Origin of the sequence: Acinetobacter sp. WU_MDCI_Abxc222 (assembly GCF_025514755.1) — a bacterium.
In the GTDB taxonomy this organism is placed as follows: Bacteria; Pseudomonadota; Gammaproteobacteria; order Pseudomonadales; family Moraxellaceae; genus Acinetobacter; species Acinetobacter geminorum.
In genome coordinates this window covers 71,904-87,638 of record NZ_JAHPVG010000003.1, presented here as the reverse complement: position 1 = coordinate 87,638, position 15,735 = coordinate 71,904, and the positions used below count along the sequence as shown (strand labels likewise).

The 15,735-nt window shown below is 38.1% G+C and carries 17 protein-coding genes; 12 read left to right on the top strand and 5 right to left on the bottom strand.

The window, feature by feature from the left end:
• Position 1: 1 nt before the first annotated feature.
• From cyoC to alr, 8 genes are all read left to right on the top strand, one after another.
• Positions 2–622: a cytochrome o ubiquinol oxidase subunit III gene (gene cyoC / locus KTJ10_RS06395; protein WP_086265908.1), complete on the top strand. Its 621-nt coding sequence runs from the start codon at positions 2–4 to the stop codon at positions 620–622.
• Positions 622–951: a cytochrome o ubiquinol oxidase subunit IV gene (locus KTJ10_RS06390; RefSeq protein ID WP_000094534.1), complete on the top strand. Its 330-nt coding sequence runs from the start codon at positions 622–624 to the stop codon at positions 949–951. Before cyoC ends, KTJ10_RS06390 begins: the two co-directional genes overlap by 1 nt.
• 10 nt (positions 952–961) lie before the next feature.
• Positions 962–1,840, top strand: coding sequence for a heme o synthase (gene cyoE / locus KTJ10_RS06385; RefSeq protein WP_262441611.1), 879 nt, complete (start codon positions 962–964; stop codon positions 1,838–1,840).
• A gap of 180 nt (positions 1,841–2,020) precedes the next feature.
• Positions 2,021–2,404: a 30S ribosomal protein S6 gene (rpsF, locus tag KTJ10_RS06380; RefSeq protein ID WP_002119610.1), complete on the top strand. Its 384-nt coding sequence runs from the start codon at positions 2,021–2,023 to the stop codon at positions 2,402–2,404.
• Between the two features lie 11 nt (positions 2,405–2,415).
• The gene (gene rpsR, locus KTJ10_RS06375; RefSeq protein WP_000090661.1) at positions 2,416–2,643 is read left to right on the top strand and encodes a 30S ribosomal protein S18; all 228 of its coding nucleotides are present in this window, start codon (positions 2,416–2,418) and stop codon (positions 2,641–2,643) included.
• A gap of 8 nt (positions 2,644–2,651) precedes the next feature.
• Positions 2,652–3,098, top strand: a complete 447-nt coding sequence (rplI, locus tag KTJ10_RS06370) for a 50S ribosomal protein L9 (protein ID WP_000382591.1) — start codon at positions 2,652–2,654, stop codon at positions 3,096–3,098.
• Between the two features lie 197 nt (positions 3,099–3,295).
• Positions 3,296–4,741: a replicative DNA helicase gene (gene dnaB / locus KTJ10_RS06365; RefSeq protein ID WP_086265906.1), complete on the top strand. Its 1,446-nt coding sequence runs from the start codon at positions 3,296–3,298 to the stop codon at positions 4,739–4,741.
• Positions 4,742–4,773: 32 nt separating this feature from the next.
• Positions 4,774–5,844, top strand: a complete 1,071-nt coding sequence (gene alr, locus KTJ10_RS06360) for an alanine racemase (protein WP_262441610.1) — start codon at positions 4,774–4,776, stop codon at positions 5,842–5,844.
• A gap of 60 nt (positions 5,845–5,904) precedes the next feature.
• On the opposite strand, the gene KTJ10_RS06355 is transcribed toward alr, so the two are convergent.
• The 4 genes from KTJ10_RS06355 to KTJ10_RS06340 are packed head-to-tail and all read right to left on the bottom strand — an operon-like array spanning position 5,905 to position 9,607.
• A complete protein-coding gene (locus tag KTJ10_RS06355; protein WP_002119721.1) occupies positions 5,905–6,639 on the bottom strand; it encodes a proteasome-type protease in 735 nt (244 codons plus the stop codon).
• A gap of 16 nt (positions 6,640–6,655) precedes the next feature.
• Positions 6,656–7,435, bottom strand: coding sequence for a transglutaminase domain-containing protein (locus KTJ10_RS06350; RefSeq protein ID WP_086265904.1), 780 nt, complete (start codon positions 7,433–7,435; stop codon positions 6,656–6,658).
• Between the two features lie 2 nt (positions 7,436–7,437).
• Positions 7,438–8,034, bottom strand: coding sequence for an alpha-E domain-containing protein (locus tag KTJ10_RS06345; RefSeq protein WP_086265903.1), 597 nt, complete (start codon positions 8,032–8,034; stop codon positions 7,438–7,440).
• Between the two features lie 22 nt (positions 8,035–8,056).
• A complete protein-coding gene (locus tag KTJ10_RS06340; RefSeq protein ID WP_262441609.1) occupies positions 8,057–9,607 on the bottom strand; it encodes a circularly permuted type 2 ATP-grasp protein in 1,551 nt (516 codons plus the stop codon).
• Positions 9,608–9,832: 225 nt separating this feature from the next.
• Here KTJ10_RS06340 and KTJ10_RS06335 point away from each other — a divergent pair, with 225 nt between their 5' ends.
• Complete coding sequence (locus tag KTJ10_RS06335) at positions 9,833–10,840, top strand: helix-turn-helix transcriptional regulator (protein ID WP_199976093.1); 1,008 nt, start codon at positions 9,833–9,835, stop codon at positions 10,838–10,840.
• Positions 10,841–11,216: 376 nt separating this feature from the next.
• Here the strand turns inward: KTJ10_RS06335 and mnmG are convergent, their stop codons facing one another.
• On the bottom strand, positions 11,217–13,097 hold the full coding sequence (gene mnmG, locus KTJ10_RS06330; RefSeq protein ID WP_262441608.1) for a tRNA uridine-5-carboxymethylaminomethyl(34) synthesis enzyme MnmG: 1,881 nt from the start codon (positions 13,095–13,097) through the stop codon (positions 11,217–11,219).
• 232 nt (positions 13,098–13,329) lie between these two features.
• Here mnmG and KTJ10_RS06325 point away from each other — a divergent pair, with 232 nt between their 5' ends.
• The 3 genes from KTJ10_RS06325 (at position 13,330) to KTJ10_RS06315 (ending at position 15,476) form a co-directional block, all read left to right on the top strand.
• Positions 13,330–13,560, top strand: a complete 231-nt coding sequence (locus KTJ10_RS06325; RefSeq protein ID WP_002119672.1) for a hypothetical protein — start codon at positions 13,330–13,332, stop codon at positions 13,558–13,560.
• Positions 13,561–13,714: 154 nt separating this feature from the next.
• Positions 13,715–14,614: a 50S ribosomal protein L11 methyltransferase gene (gene prmA / locus KTJ10_RS06320; RefSeq protein WP_086265901.1), complete on the top strand. Its 900-nt coding sequence runs from the start codon at positions 13,715–13,717 to the stop codon at positions 14,612–14,614.
• A gap of 16 nt (positions 14,615–14,630) precedes the next feature.
• Entirely contained in the window at positions 14,631–15,476 is an 846-nt protein-coding gene (locus tag KTJ10_RS06315; RefSeq protein ID WP_086265900.1) for a zinc-ribbon and DUF3426 domain-containing protein, read from the top strand.
• The last annotated feature ends 259 nt before the right edge of the window (positions 15,477–15,735 follow it).

Genomic DNA, 15,735 nt, shown 5'->3' with positions numbered 1-15,735 from the left:
AATGGCTGAAGTACTTCATCACGACAACCACGGCCATGACGGTCATCATGAACATGATGATACTGATTTAACGGTTTTTGGTTTCTGGACATACTTGATGAGTGACTTGATTCTTTTCGGATCACTCTTCATTGCGTTCGCTGTATTAAGCAGCCATGTGCCACCAGGAACTCCAAGTGCATATGACCTATTCCATGACTCATTAGGCTTCGTGTTAACTGAAACATTTGCCTTATTGATTTCATCGGTAACGTTTGGTTTTGCTGTACTTGCATCTTATAAAAAGAATGTAAATCAAGTTATCACTTGGTTATTTATTACATTCCTTTTTGGTGCATCGTTCATTGGAATGGAAGTCTATGAGTTCCATCACCTTGTACATGAAGGCCACGGTCCAACTCACAGTGCATTCTTATCATCGTTCTTTACTTTGGTTGGTACACACGGTATCCACGTAACTTCTGGTTTAGTGTGGATGCTTGTATTAATGTATCAAATCAAGACTAAAGGTTTGACTTTACCGAATACACGTCGTCTTGCTTGCTTAAGCTTGTTCTGGCACTTCCTTGACATCGTTTGGATCTGTGTATTCAGCGTCGTTTACTTACTGGGAGTTCTCTAATGAGTAGTCATGAGCATAATGCTGCTGGTGCGTCACACGGTAACTTTAAGCAATACACTGTTGGATTTATCCTTTCTGTTATCCTCACCATCATTCCTTTCGGAATGGTGATGGCGGGTGGTTTCAGTCGTGGTCTTTTAGTTACAGTGATTGCAATCACTGCGGTTGCTCAGGTTCTTGTACAACTTGTGTACTTCTTACACATGAATACATCATCTGAACAACGTTGGAATATGATTGCATTCATCTACACAATCCTATGTATCGCCGTGCTTTTAATCGGTTCTGTGTGGATTATGAATTACCTTCACTACAATATGATGATCTAAACTGATTGTCATGTTGAAAAAATATCTATTCCTGACTAAACCAGGAATTCTCTTCGGTAATTTCATTACCACCTTGGGCGGCTTTTTCTTAGCCGCCCAAGGCTCTATAGACATCTCATTATTACTTCTCACCTTACTTGGAACAACTTTAGTTGTGGCCTCTGGTTGCGTGGTTAATAATGTTATAGATCAAGATATTGATACAAAGATGCAGCGCACACAAAACCGTGCACTTGTAAAAAAAACAATCTCTCCTATTGTTGCGCTGATATATGCATTAGTGCTTGGGGTAATTGGTTTTAGCATTTTATGGTTTGGTGTAAATGGTTACGCATTTTTGTTTGCAATGATTGGTTTTATTGTCTATGTCGGTTTTTATAGCTTGTGGACCAAACGCACCTCAATCCATCAAACCGTCATTGGTAGTATCTCCGGGGCGAGCCCTCCTGTTATTGGTTATACAGCAGTAACTCATCAATTTGATGTGGCAGCCTTGCTTTTGTTTTTAGCATACGCTTTATGGCAAATGCCTCACTCTTGGGCAATTGCAATTTATCGTTTTGATGATTACAAAAATGCGGGAATTCCAATTTTGCCTGTAGCACGTTCTATTTATCGTACGAAAATTGAATGTGTAATCTATATCCTATTATTTGCAGCTGTTTTGAATGGGTTATATTGTTTTGGCTATACCAATGTATTCTTTTTAATTACCTTTAATGCTCTGACTGCATATTGGTTATATTTATCAGTTATTGGATTTAAAGCCGAAAATGATCAATTGTGGGCTAAACGTTTTTTCCTGTACTCGGTCATATTAATTACCCTGTTAAGTTTAAGCTTTAGCTTTACCTATCAATCCCCTGCTCCAAATCTTCCTCTCTTTTAAACAAGAGAGGATTTCCTCTTTATAGTAAAGAAGTTTTACTTTTCTGATCAAAAGATTTGTTTTTAGTCGAACTTTTACCTATAATTCAGCCTTCGCAAATTTTGCGGCATAACTTATTAAGTTATGACTCCTTGCTTCTAATTTTTTATTAGGGGCTGTTTAAACCGTAAGGAGCTGACAATGCGTCATTACGAAATCGTACTTTTGGTACACCCAGACCAAAGCGATCAAGTTGTAGGTATGGTTGAACGCTATATCTCTCAGATCAAAGAAGCTGAAGGTCAAATTCACCGTTTAGAAGATTGGGGCCGTCGTCAATTGGCTTACCCAATTAACAAAATTCACAAAGCGCACTACATTCTTATGAATGTTGAATGTGGTCAAACTACGCTTGATGAGTTAGAAGAATTATTCCGTTATAACGACGCGATCATTCGTAACCTTATCATCCGTCGTGAACACGCAATCACTGAAGAGTCATTGCTTGCTAAGAGTGCTGAAGAAAAGCGTGCGCGTAAAGCTCAACGCGAAGAAGCACAGCAAGTTGCTCAAGAAGCTGAATAAGGAGAACATCAATGGCACGTTTTTACCGTCGTCGCAAGTTCTGCCGCTTTACAGCTGAGAATGTTGCGTACATCGACTACAAAGATATCGACACTTTAAAACAGTACATCACTGAAAACGGCAAGATTGTTCCTAGCCGTATCACTGGTACTAAAGCTCGTTATCAACGTCAATTAGCACTTGCTATCAAACAAGCTCGCTATTTGTCTTTGATTCCGTACACTGACAACCATAAGTGAGGTGATCTGTGGACGTTATCTTATTACAACGCATTAAGAACCTTGGTAAATTAGGCGATAAAGTATCAGTTAAAGCTGGTTACGGCCGTAACTTCCTTATCCCTCAAGGTAAAGCAGTTGCAGCTACTGAAGCTAACACTGCTGCTTTTGAAGCTCGTCGTGCTGAACTTGAGAAGCAAGAAGCTGAAGTTTTAGCTGCTGCTCAAGCACGTGCTGAACAATTGAACGAAGTTAACATCGTTATCACTGCTAAAGCTGGTGACGAAGGTAAACTGTTCGGTTCTATCGGTACTCGTGACATCGCTGACGCATTAACGAATGCTGGTCTTACAGTTGACCGTGCAGAAGTTCGTTTACCAAATGGCGCGCTTCGTCACACTGGTGAATTCAACATCGCAATCCAATTGCACCATGATGTTGTTGCAGAAGTTCTCGTTACTATCGTATCTGAGTAATTTCTCATCAAAAAAAGAGCATGCTTTTGCATGCTCTTTTTTTATGTTTCAAATTTTAAAATAAGATATATTAATTCCTGATCAGTTCTTTAGTTTAATTGGTTTTTTAATTAGGTAGTTTATTTAATTTTGTTTTAAGATAGTTCTCGGCTTTAGAGCCTCGTTGTGTACACTCTTCTTTATCATCAGGTCTAATTATGTCTCAGGCGAATGCCACTTCTTTAGCGCTTTCATCTCCAACAGAAAATAAAACGAGTGAATCAAGCCAACTTAAAGAGTTTCGCACTCCCCCGCACAACTTAGCCATTGAGCAAGCTGTTCTGGCTGCTTTGATGACAGTTGCTGAATCTTTTGAGCAAGTCAACGATGTACTAAAAGAAAATGATTTTTACGCGACTCGTCATAAATATATTTTTCGTGCAATCGAGAAATTAGCACAAGAAAACTCACCTTATGATGCTGTCTTAGTAAGTGACTGGCTCTTAAAACAAAATTTACTTGATGCTATCGGTGGCGAAGAATATTTAATGCAGCTTATGGCTGACTCACCTTCAAGTTTCTATAACTTAGAAACTTATGCTACGAAAATTAAAGAATTTTCTACCCTACGTAGCATGATTAAAGTTAGTACTGAAATTTTACAAAATGCTTATGACACAAAAGGTCGCGGTGTTAGTGAAATTTTAGACTTGGCTGAAACAAGTATTTTCTCTTTAGCTGAACAGCACAATAATAATAAAAAAGATGCTGGTCCTAAATCTATTAGTTCTGTTACCGCAGACGTAATTAGTAAGCTTGATGAGCTTTCAAAATTAGATGGCAATATTACAGGTTTAACGACTGGCTTCTTAGAACTTGATAATAAAACATCTGGTATGCAACCTGGTGACTTAATTATTGTTGCTGCACGTCCATCGATGGGTAAAACTACATTTGCCATGAATTTGGTTGAGAGTGTTTTGCAATATAACAAGTTACCTGCTCTGGTATTTTCAATGGAGATGCCAGCGGACTCGATTGCGATGCGTCTTATTTCCGCAATGGGTAAAGTCCATCAAGGACATTTACGCTCTGGTAACCTCGATGCAGATGAATGGACCAAAGTAACTGGCACAATTTTGCAGCTTCAACAAATGCATTTGTATATTGATGACTCATCTGCCCTACCTCCAACTGAACTTCGTGCCCGTGCTCGCCGAGTAGCCAAAATGCATGATGGTAAAATTGGTTGCATCATGGTCGATTACTTGCAGCTCATGAAAGTTCCAGGCATGGGTGATAACCGTGTAGGCGAGATTTCAGAAATTTCGCGTAGCTTAAAAGCGTTAGCGAAAGAAATGCAATGCCCTGTTATCGCACTTTCTCAGCTTAACCGAAGTCTGGAAAACCGTCCAAATAAACGTCCTGTAATGTCCGACTTACGTGAATCCGGTGCGATCGAGCAGGATGCCGACTTAATTATGTTTATTTACCGTGATGAGGTTTATAACAAAGAGTCAAAAGAAGCCGGCACTGCAGAAATTATTATTGGTAAGCAGCGTAACGGTCCAATTGGTTCAGTTCGTCTTGCTTTTGAAGGTCAATATACTCGATTTAGTAATCTCTCTCCTGAGTATTACAGCCAATATGATGATGAAGAATAAGCTCTATCTCTAGCCCAAAGGAGTAAATGAGGGTGCGCCAAGCAACAGTTTATATTGACCGCAATGCACTTCAATATAACTTAAACCGTGTCAAACAACTCGCAACAAATTCAAAAATTGTAAGTATGGTAAAAGCTAATGCTTATGGACATGGAATCAAAGACTGTTTAGCAGCCTTAAATGCATCAGATGCCTTTGGTGTCGCCTGCCTACAAGAAGGTTTGGAAATTCGTGAACTCGGATTTCAGCAGCCTGTTACTTTAATTGAAGGGGTATTTTCTGAAGATGAAATGCCAATTGCAATTAAACAAAAATTTGAATGTGTCATTCACCATCAACAACAGTTTGAATGGTTGATTAAACACAAACAAGCGTACATCAACCAAGGTTTAAAAGTCTGGGTTAAGCTTAACAGCGGCATGAATCGTCTAGGTTTTAAAAATCCAGAAATTATTGAAGTTATTAAAACTTTAAAATCTGAAGGATTTACTTGTGTACTTGCGATGCATTTCGCAAATGCAGATGTAGACCATCCACTTAACGAGCAACAAAAACAACAATTTCTACAAGTTAAACAAGCTTGTGATCCAGTTTTAGCTTCTTGCTGTAACTCAGCTGCCATTTATAAATGGCCAGAGTTACATTTTGATTATGTTCGTCCGGGTATCATGCTTTACGGCGCCTCACCTTTTGCAGATCAAACAGTCTATGATCTTGACTTAAAACCAGTGATGACTTTCTCAGCAGAAGTGATTGCACTTAATCATATTCAAACTAATGAACATGTCGGTTACGGCTCTACTTTTTGCGCCAAGCAAGCAATGGATATCGCGATTGTTTCTATAGGTTACGGTGATGGTTATCCACGAGCTTATGTTAAACAAAACTATGTCGCTATTGATAAACATCTCTGTGCAGTTGTAGGAAAAGTGAGCATGGATATGATTGCAATCGACGTGACAGGCATGCAAGTAAAATTAGGCACTCCAGTTGAACTCTGGGGTCCACATCGCTTAGTTGATGATGTTGCGGATGCAAACGGAACGATAGGATATGAATTACTCTGTCGCTTAAGTAATCGCCCCACTCGTAAAAGCAGTTAAATAATAAATATAAAAAAAAATCCAAGCATGCTTGGATTTTTTTATTTAAACACGCAAAATTTATCGCCAGTAATCATCTGTAGGCTTTGGCATTTCCTGTAATCCCCGACGAAGAGTATCTGACCATTGTTTACTAATCTGTGAGAAATAAGGATCATCTTCAGTAATTCGTTTTCCCATGGGAATAACAAAGCTATCTTTAATGTAGACCAATGCATCAAGTGGTAAGCCAACAGAAACATTTGAACGCAAAGTTGAATCAAAAGAAATCAGGCTACAACGTAATGCATCGTCTAGTGGCATTGCATAATATAAAGCTCGATCCAGAATAGGCTTTCCATATTTACTTTCACCTATTTGAAAATAAGGTGTATCTGTAGTTGCACAAATAAAATTGCCTTGTGGATAGACATTATAGAGTTGCATATCCCCACCTTTAATCTGCCCACCTACCAAAATACTACAGGCATAATTCATTTGTTCTTGGGTGTCCGAACTAATATCCTCTAAAACAGTTTTTAAGGTTTTACCAATCAGTTCAGCCGCCTCAAACATCGTATTAACACTATATAGGTTAGGCTCTTGCTGCAAAGTAAGGGCATTTTGTAAATGACCTATAACAGCTTGTGTTGTTGCTAAGTTACCTGCAGTTTGCAAGGCAATAAAACGTTCTCCGGTAACGCCGAAAGTATGCAGTTTTCGGAACACAGAAATATGGTCAACTCCTGCATTGGTCCTCGTGTCACTAATAAACACTAAACCTTGTTCCAATCTTAGCGCACAACAATAGGTCATTTCATTCTCTTTACATTCAACATGCCAACACTTGAACCACAGACATCATGTTCTCAACTCCACCTTGCTCTCTTACGCCACGAATAGGTGCCACATCGAGATAGTCACGTCCTACAGCAAGGTAGATGTGATGTTTGGGTGTAAACAATTGATTGCTTACATCAAAACAATACCACTGATTTTCTAAAAATACCTCCGCCCAAGCGTGACTGGCAAGGTGCGGATAGTTTTGATCAAATAGATAACCAGAGACATAACGTGCAGGTAATTGTAGCGCACGACACATCGCAATTAAAATGTGAGCATGATCTTGACATACTCCTTGACCTGCATGAAATGCTTCAATCGCAGTTGTCTGAACCGAAGTACTTTCAGGTTGGTAAAGTATTTTTTGCAAGATATATTCGCTTAATAACGCAATATGCTGTCGGTCCTTAGCCACTACAATATTTTTGGCAAAGTCCAACATTTCCGAATCACATCGAGTTGCACCTGTCATCTGCAAAAACAAATTTGTAGGTGTAGAGAGATCAACACAACCCAATTCTACATTTTGAAGCTCAACAATGCCTTGAGCCATAAATGTCAGATGTTGATATGGATAACGCTGACTAGCCGTCATCCATACATTGTTAAATATATCTCTCTTTATTGTCTTATCACCCGGCACGCTAATTGCCCAATTTATAACATGTTGATGCGGTGATGTTTGAGGCATCATTTTAATATACTGAATGCTGTTCCGAGCAGTTTCAGTATAGCTATAATGCGTTTGATGATTAACCATCAATTTCATAATCAGCCCTCAAACATATTTTCTAACTGCTGTGTAAAAGTATAGTAAGCATCCCAAGTAAGTTGCTGCTTTAATACTTGCCAATTTTCATCTATATTTTCCCAATTCAAATTAGCAAGCTGTTGCACCACCAAATCTAGTTCTAATACAAGAACAGATAAATCTTCTCCAAAACGCAGCTCTATATCAAATTGCTCTATTTTTTGGCCTAAATGCAAAAATAAACGTACATCCTCATGTTCTGCTTCTAGTATTTGTGTGCATTGTTCGACAGCTTTACTTAATGCATCAGGTTGAGGTTGAAGTGTATTAATAACATTATTTAATTCTGCATAAGCATGTGATGACAAAATACCTCTTAGTTCCTGAATATTATCTTTAGCAATAATGAGCTGGTTCAGTAATGAAAATGTTTGCTTCTTGTCTAACATATAGTGATTTAGTAATTCTGCATTTTCTATAACCAAACCAAATGCTGCTGCAAATTTTGTTGCTTTCTCATCTTCTGTAAAGGGTAAATGAGAGGCTGCAAATTTAACTCGCATCAAATATCGGCCCAACCAATATATTTGATGCGCACTCGAATTGAGTAAAACCATAAAGTTCCTCTTTAACCCACAATCAGGAATGTAACGTTTCGACAACCCATGTATCTTTTATACCGCCACCTTGAGATGAATTTACGACCAAGGAGCCAGCTTGCATTGCAACTCGGGTTAAGCCACCAGGTACAATCTCGGTACGATAAGGTGAACTTAATACAAATGGACGTAAGTCAATATGACGCTCAGCTACGCCGCCTGTCGTTAAAGTTGGAGCAACGGATAAAGCTAATGTAGGCTGTGCAATATACATATGTGGCATAGCAATTAATTTTTTTCTAAAGTCATCAATTTCGCATGAGCTTGCTTTAGGCCCAATCAACATGCCATATCCGCCTGAACCTTGTGCTTCTTTAACGACTAATTGATCAAGATTAGAGAGTACATAATCTAAGTGTTCTTCCTTACGGCACTGATAAGTAGGTACATTTTTTAGAATTGGTGTTTCATCCAGATAATATTGAATCATTTGATCTACATAAGGATAAATAGATTTATCATCGGCCACACCAGTTCCAGGTGCATTTGCAATCACAACATTTTTTTGCAAATAAGCAGACATAAGTCCTGCAACACCTAAAGCACTATCTGGTCGAAATGCTAAAGGATCTAGAAAATCATCATCTAAACGGCGGTAAATTACGTCTACTTTTTGACGCCCACGAATAGTTTTGACAAAAACTTGATCATTTTCTACAAATAAATCACGATTTGTAACTAAGGGCACATCCATTTCACGCGCTAAAAAAGCATGCTCATAATAAGCACTATTAAAACGTCCTGGTGTTAGTACCACGATAAAAGGTTGATCGGCAGGTGAATTCTCTTGCAATATTTCTTTTAAAAGTTTTGGATAATGCTCAATTCCTTGTAAATTATTGGCTGTACATAGCTCAGGCATTAATTTCTGGCTAATATTTCGGCTTTCAATCATATAAGACACACCGGAAGGTGTTCTCAAGTTATCTTCTAATACAAAAAACTCCCCTTCATCGTCACGAATAATATCAATTCCACTAATTTGTGAATAAATTTTCCCCTTTAAAGAATGTTTAAGCATATGAGGCTGGAAAGCATCATTCCCCATAATTTGTTCTTCAGGGATAATTTGCTCTTTTAAAATATGTTGTCCATGATAAATATCGTCCAGGAAATAATTTAATGCTTTAACACGTTGCGCACAGCCTGAGGCAATCTTTTCCCATTGTTTTTTTTCGATTACTCTTGGAATTAAATCAAATGGGATAGTGCGTTCCGTCCCTTCTTTATCACCATAAACATTAAAAGTGATCCCATGGTAAAGAAAATGTTGTTTTGCTTGGGTATTTAGCTCCTTTAGCTCATCTAAAGTACGGATGCTCAACCATTGTTCAATCTTTTTAGAAGCTGCTCCATTTGACGTTACATCATCAAGCATCTCATTAAAGAACTGTGATTTGAGTTGCTCAAAGAGATTAGTTTGCACAGAAATATGTTCTAAAAAAGAGGTTGGGTTAATGAGTGCCGTTGTTGTCTGCTCTTGTATAAAAAAATCATTATCAATATGTAATTCATGCTCTTGTTCTGACATAACCACCTCGTCTTATCATTTATCTATATTTCATTTTTAAATAAGCAATTTCAGTGCCACTTATATATCTATAGTACTTTTACGGCATTATTGTTCTAACTTTCTTCTAAATATTAACATCGTTTGCGCAACGGGCTATAAACCGAAACTGACAAACTTGCTAAATCTGTAAAGATTTTTTATTGTGTTGACACCAAAGCAATTGGATATAGATGTATTACGCTTATGTCTGTAATAGAAAAAGAAACTTCGAATAGTTTATATCGCCAATGGCAGATTTTATCTCGCCTACCGACCGGTAAATGGATCGGAACTCGAGAATTACAAGAAATGCTTGAACGTGAAGGTATTGATATTAGTTTAAGGACTATTCAACGTGACTTAAATCAAATTGCTCAACGCTTCCCGATAGAGAGCAATAAAGCCGTGCCTCAAGGGTGGCGGTGGCAATCGGATGCTCCTATTCAAAGCTTACCTCACATGACAAGTTCTCAAGCAGTAACCTTTATGATGGTTGAGGAACACCTTAAGCACTTACTCCCTCCAAGCCTGCTTGATGAGATGGGACCATGGTTTGATTTAGCCAAACGAAGTCTTTCTACTCAAAATAATGTGAGACAGTGGATTAACCGTGTACGTATTGTTCCTGCAAGTCAACCTCTTATTCCACCTGTAGTCGATCGAAATGCTCAACAAGCAATTTATGAAGGCTTGCTCCAAGACAAGCAAATAGAATGCATTTATCGAGCACGAGTCAATCAGGGTGAAGACCGAACGTATATCTTAAATCCTTTAGCATTGGTACAAAAAGGTGCAGTAATTTATTTAATTTGCACACGACATGACAAAACTGAAGTTCAAACTTTTGCTCTGCACCGTTTTAAATCAGCAAAAGTATTAGACAGTCGAGCACTACATCCTGTTAATTTTGATATTGATCATTATATTGATTCAGGTGCTTTAGGCTTTAGAGTGGACTACAACCAGCCAACTGAATCAATTCAGCTCACCTTAACCATGACAGAGCAAACTGCTAAAACTTTTTATGAAAGTCAGTTAAGTAAAGATCAAACAATTACTCCACTTGAGGAAAATATTGTAGAAGTCACAGCAACTGTACCTTTTACATCTCAATTGGTATGGTGGTTACGTAGTTTTGGTAAGAAATTACTCCATATTGAACCAGTACAAGTACACAATGCTGTGCGAGAAATTGAAACTGAGAGTAAATAGATATAAAAAAAGAGAACCATAAGGTTCTCTTTAGATTTTGAATTGTAATTTTCTTAATTTTATATTGTTCTTATATTTTTACTTGTTTTCAGATCAAGATGTTCTCCCCCACCAAAACTGACCTGCTCTTTCTTTTGCGCTATTTTGAACATGAGCTTTGGCATGCCATTTCATATCCATTGTAGCGAATTGATTTCATTGTCATCATTAAAGCCCTCTTGTTTGAACGTGAATTTAATATAACTGGCGACTCAAAATATGTGAAATAAGAAAAAAAGGAAGCGAAATCTCTTTTCTTCCTTAGGAAGTTTCCATATATTTTTTGAACAGAAATAAAAAAGCCCAGTCTTAACTGGGCTTTTTTACATTTAAATAATTAAGCTGTTTTCTTAATCATATTGTTCTTACGAATTGTGATCATTACAAGCTGAACGGCAGCTGGCGTAACACCAGGAATACGGCTTGCTTGAGCTAAAGTTTCTGGAAGAACTGTTTTTAACTTCTGTGTAATTTCACGTGATAAGCCTGACACTACATCATAGTCAAAATCGGCAGGTATTTTGGTTTCTTCAAGACGTTTTAATTGAGCAACATCTTCATGCTGGCGGTTAATGTAACCTTCATATTTCACAGCAATTTCAATTTGCTCACCCACTGGTTCTGAAACTTCAGAACCAGTAAGTTCAGCAATTTGACCAAAGGTGATATTAGGACGCTTAAGCAAATCAATCGCACTACATTCCTTACTCAAATCAGCACCCGTCATTTCAACGAATTTTTTACCCATAGGGTTATTTGGTGCTGCCCATAAATGTTGTAGACGAGAGGTTTCACGTTCAACCGCTTCCATTTTTTCGCAATAAGCAGCCCAACGTACATCATCAACCAAACCAAGTTCACGACCAATAGAAGTTAAGCGCTGATCCGCATTATCTTCACGTAACATCAAACGATATTCAGCACGTGAAGTAAACATACGGTACGGTTCTTTAGTACCTAACGTGATGAGGTCATCAACTAGCACACCCATATAAGCTTGGTCACGTTTAGGTGTCCACTCTTCTTGCTCCCACGCACGGCGTGCAGCATTTAAACCTGCAAGTAAACCTTGAGCACCAGCTTCTTCGTAACCTGTTGTACCATTAATTTGACCAGCGAAATACAAGCCATTAATCGCTTTAGTTTCGAGGGTAAATTTCAAAGCTTGCGGGTTGAAATAATCGTATTCAATCGCATAGCCTGGACGCAAAATATGCGCATTTTCCATACCACGAATAGAGCGAACAAGTTCAAACTGCACATCAAATGGAAGTGAAGTTGAAATACCGTTTGGATAAAGCTCGTGTGTATCTAGACCTTCTGGCTCCAAGAATACTTGATGTGAGTCTTTATCAGCGAAACGGTGAATCTTATCTTCGATTGATGGACAGTAACGCGGACCTACACCTTCAATAACACCAGTGTACATTGGTGAACGGTCTAAACCACCACGAATAATGTCGTGGGTTTTTTCATTTGTATGCGTGATATAACAGTTTACTTGTTCAGGATGCATAGAAGCATCACCCATGAATGACATCACCGGAGATGGAAAATCACCCGGCTGTGGAATCATGACTGAAAAATCAACTGAACGTGCATCAATACGTGGTGGAGTACCCGTTTTTAAACGTCCCACTGGTAATTTTAATTCACGTAAACGTTGAGCAAGTGCAATAGAAGGAGGATCCCCCGCACGACCACCGCTTGATTTTTCTAAACCAACGTGGATTACACCACCCAAGAATGTACCTGTAGTCAGCACAACTGTTTTAGCATCAAAGCGGATACCCATTTGGGTAACAACACCTTTAACGGTATCGCCTTCAACAATCAGGTCATCAGCTGCTTGCTGGAAAATGTCAAGATTTGCTTGATTTTCCAAAGTATCACGAATAGCAGCTTTATAACGCACGCGGTCCGCCTGAGCACGTGTTGCACGTACTGCAGCACCTTTACGCGAGTTTAAAATACGGAACTGAATACCGCCTTTATCGGCAGCTAAAGCCATTGCGCCACCAAGAGCATCAATTTCGCGTACTAAATGCGACTTACCAATACCACCAATTGCTGGGTTACAACTCATTTGGCCCAAAGTCTCAATGTTATGGGTCAAAAGCAAAGTCTGTCGTCCCATACGCGCAGCAGCAAGGGCCGCTTCCGTACCTGCGTGACCGCCACCGATAACGATAACATCATAAACTTTAGGATAGTGCATGAGTACAAAAACACCAGAAAAAAAAGACGGAACATTATAGCAAAATTATCTGCTTATTGATGTACATAATTACAAAATTGTCTTCACATAATTTACGCTATGCCACATGATTTGACATTTTGTTTCATGAATTCAATACAAAGTGAATGTTTTTAAAATTATTTCATCTTAGAATAAAAAATGTACAGCACTTCTATGACTTTAAAATTAACGCAACGAGAAGGAATACAAAATGAAAACGACCATGTTAAAAATCTTAACTGCATCTCTAATTTGTTTTTCAGGCGTAACTTTTACCCATGCTGCTGACACGAGCAAAGCCGAAATGCAAAAACAAATTCGAGTCTGTGCAAAAAAACAGCAAGGTGAATGGGTTTCTTACAATCACAACGGTGTGACCTTTAACGGTACTTGCCAACCAAACGAAAATGGCAAGTTACAATTCAAGGCCCCTGCTCCTTAATCTGTTTTAATATAGGTATAGAAGAAGTCATTTATTTTCCGCTATATCTCATCAGTATTTTCAAAGACGGTCCATTAAAGATGGGCCGCTTTCTTTTTTAAAATGGTCTAGTCCGCTACAATACGCCTTTAAATAAAATTTTTAGGTCCTTTTCGTGAAGTGGTTACAAATACACATTACCGTTGATCAAGAACAAGTTGAGTTCACAGAAACACTTTTAATGTCTCTAGGTGCGGTAAGCGTAACGCTGGATGATGCTGAAGATCAGGCTTTACTTGAACCATTACCGGGTGAAACACCTTTATGGAACAAAGTTATTGTGACTGGCATCTATCAACAAGACGAACAAGACCCAATTGATGTCGACACTTTAGAAGCTTTCTTAAAAGCTCAACTTCCAGATGTTCCTATGCGTCATGAAGAACTTGAAGATCAAGTGTGGGAACGCGCATGGATGGATTATTATGAGCCAATCCAAATTGGGGAAAAGTTCTGGATCGTACCTGAATGGCTAGAACCTCCAGAAGCAGAAGCAACTAATATTAAGCTAGATCCAGGTCTTGCATTTGGTACAGGTAACCATGCAAGTACGTTCCTATGCTTACAATGGTTGGGCAAAACTGACGTTAAAGATAAAATCGTAATTGATTATGGTTGTGGTTCAGGCATTTTAGGTGTAGCCGCTTTATTATTAGGCGCTAAAAAAGTATATGCCACTGATATTGATCCGCAAGCTGTTTTAGCAACAAAACAAAATGCTGAACTTAATGGGGTATTAGATCGACTATATGTAGGTCTCCCTGAAGAATTCGATCAAGAATTCAAACCTCAACAAGCAGACGTTTTAGTTGCAAACATTTTAGCTGGCCCATTGATGGCACTTGCGTCTGAGTTTGCAAATTTAACTAAATCTGAGGGCGAGTTTGCACTTGCCGGCGTAATCGAAGAGCAAGTTGCTGATGTTTCAGGTGTTTATTCTGAATTTTTTGATATATTAGATGTCGAAAAACGCGAAGAAAACTGGTGTCGCATTTCAGGAAAACGTAAAAAATAAATTGAGATTTTAACTCATGAATGAAAAACAAACCCGCTGCCCTAAGTGTTTAACAGTCTATAAAGTATCTCTTACTCAATTGACTGTTGCTCAGGGTATGGTTTGTTGTCCTAAATGTGATTCAAACTTTAATGCACTAACCAATCTGATTAATATTGAACAGCCAGTTATGGTCAATTCCAATACTTTAGCTAATGGTTCAATGCAAACAAAGTATATGACGCATTCTCACGTATTAGATATATTTGATCAAAAAGTTGAGAATTCTAATATTGATCTTTTAACCTATCTCAACAACTTAAATTACTTTCACAACGAACCTATTAATGCTCTACCAAATCTTAATTTAGCTGAGCAGGCATCATCACAAGAACAAGACAACAATAAAAAGCATAGTTGGCTGTACTACACGCTATGGATTTCTGCCAACCTTATTTTAATTTTAGTTTTTACTTTTCAAATTCTTTGGTTTAATCCTAAACTCATGCATGCAAGCCCAACCGTCAGCCATGCATTTAATTATGTTTGTCAAATACTGCACTGCAATAAATCAGCCGAACTTTATCAACTTATCTATATAGAAAAGTTAAAAGTTCGCAGAATTAATGCAGACCATACTCAGTTCTCAGGCATATTGCTCAACCAGAATGATAAAAGTATTGAACTTCCTAATCTAAAGTTGATTTTTGCAACAGAGCCAGACAAAACAGAGGAAATCATATTAACTCCTCAACAATATCTAGTTGAAAACTTAAGGGGTATTCAACGCATTCCATCCAATACTCCTTTTCGATTTCAATTTGAGCTAAACAAAAGCAAAAAAAGGCTAGTAAATTATCGATTAGAAATTGTCCACCCCTAAAATGTAAAAAAAGTGAAAAAAAAACAAAAAAAAATGCAGTTAATTTGCTCACTTTTTCCTAGACAATGGTATTATACGCGCCACGAAAGCTTTGACTCATATACTCCTCGCTCTCAATCCAAAAAAAATACTGTTAAGCATGTGTGCTTTTCTACTTTAAGCACATAGCCTAACTTTTTTTGTTTTTGAGGGGGCTGTAACAAATATTTAATTATTGTTACGCTTATTTTTTATTCAATACGAAGAAATATGGCAAGCT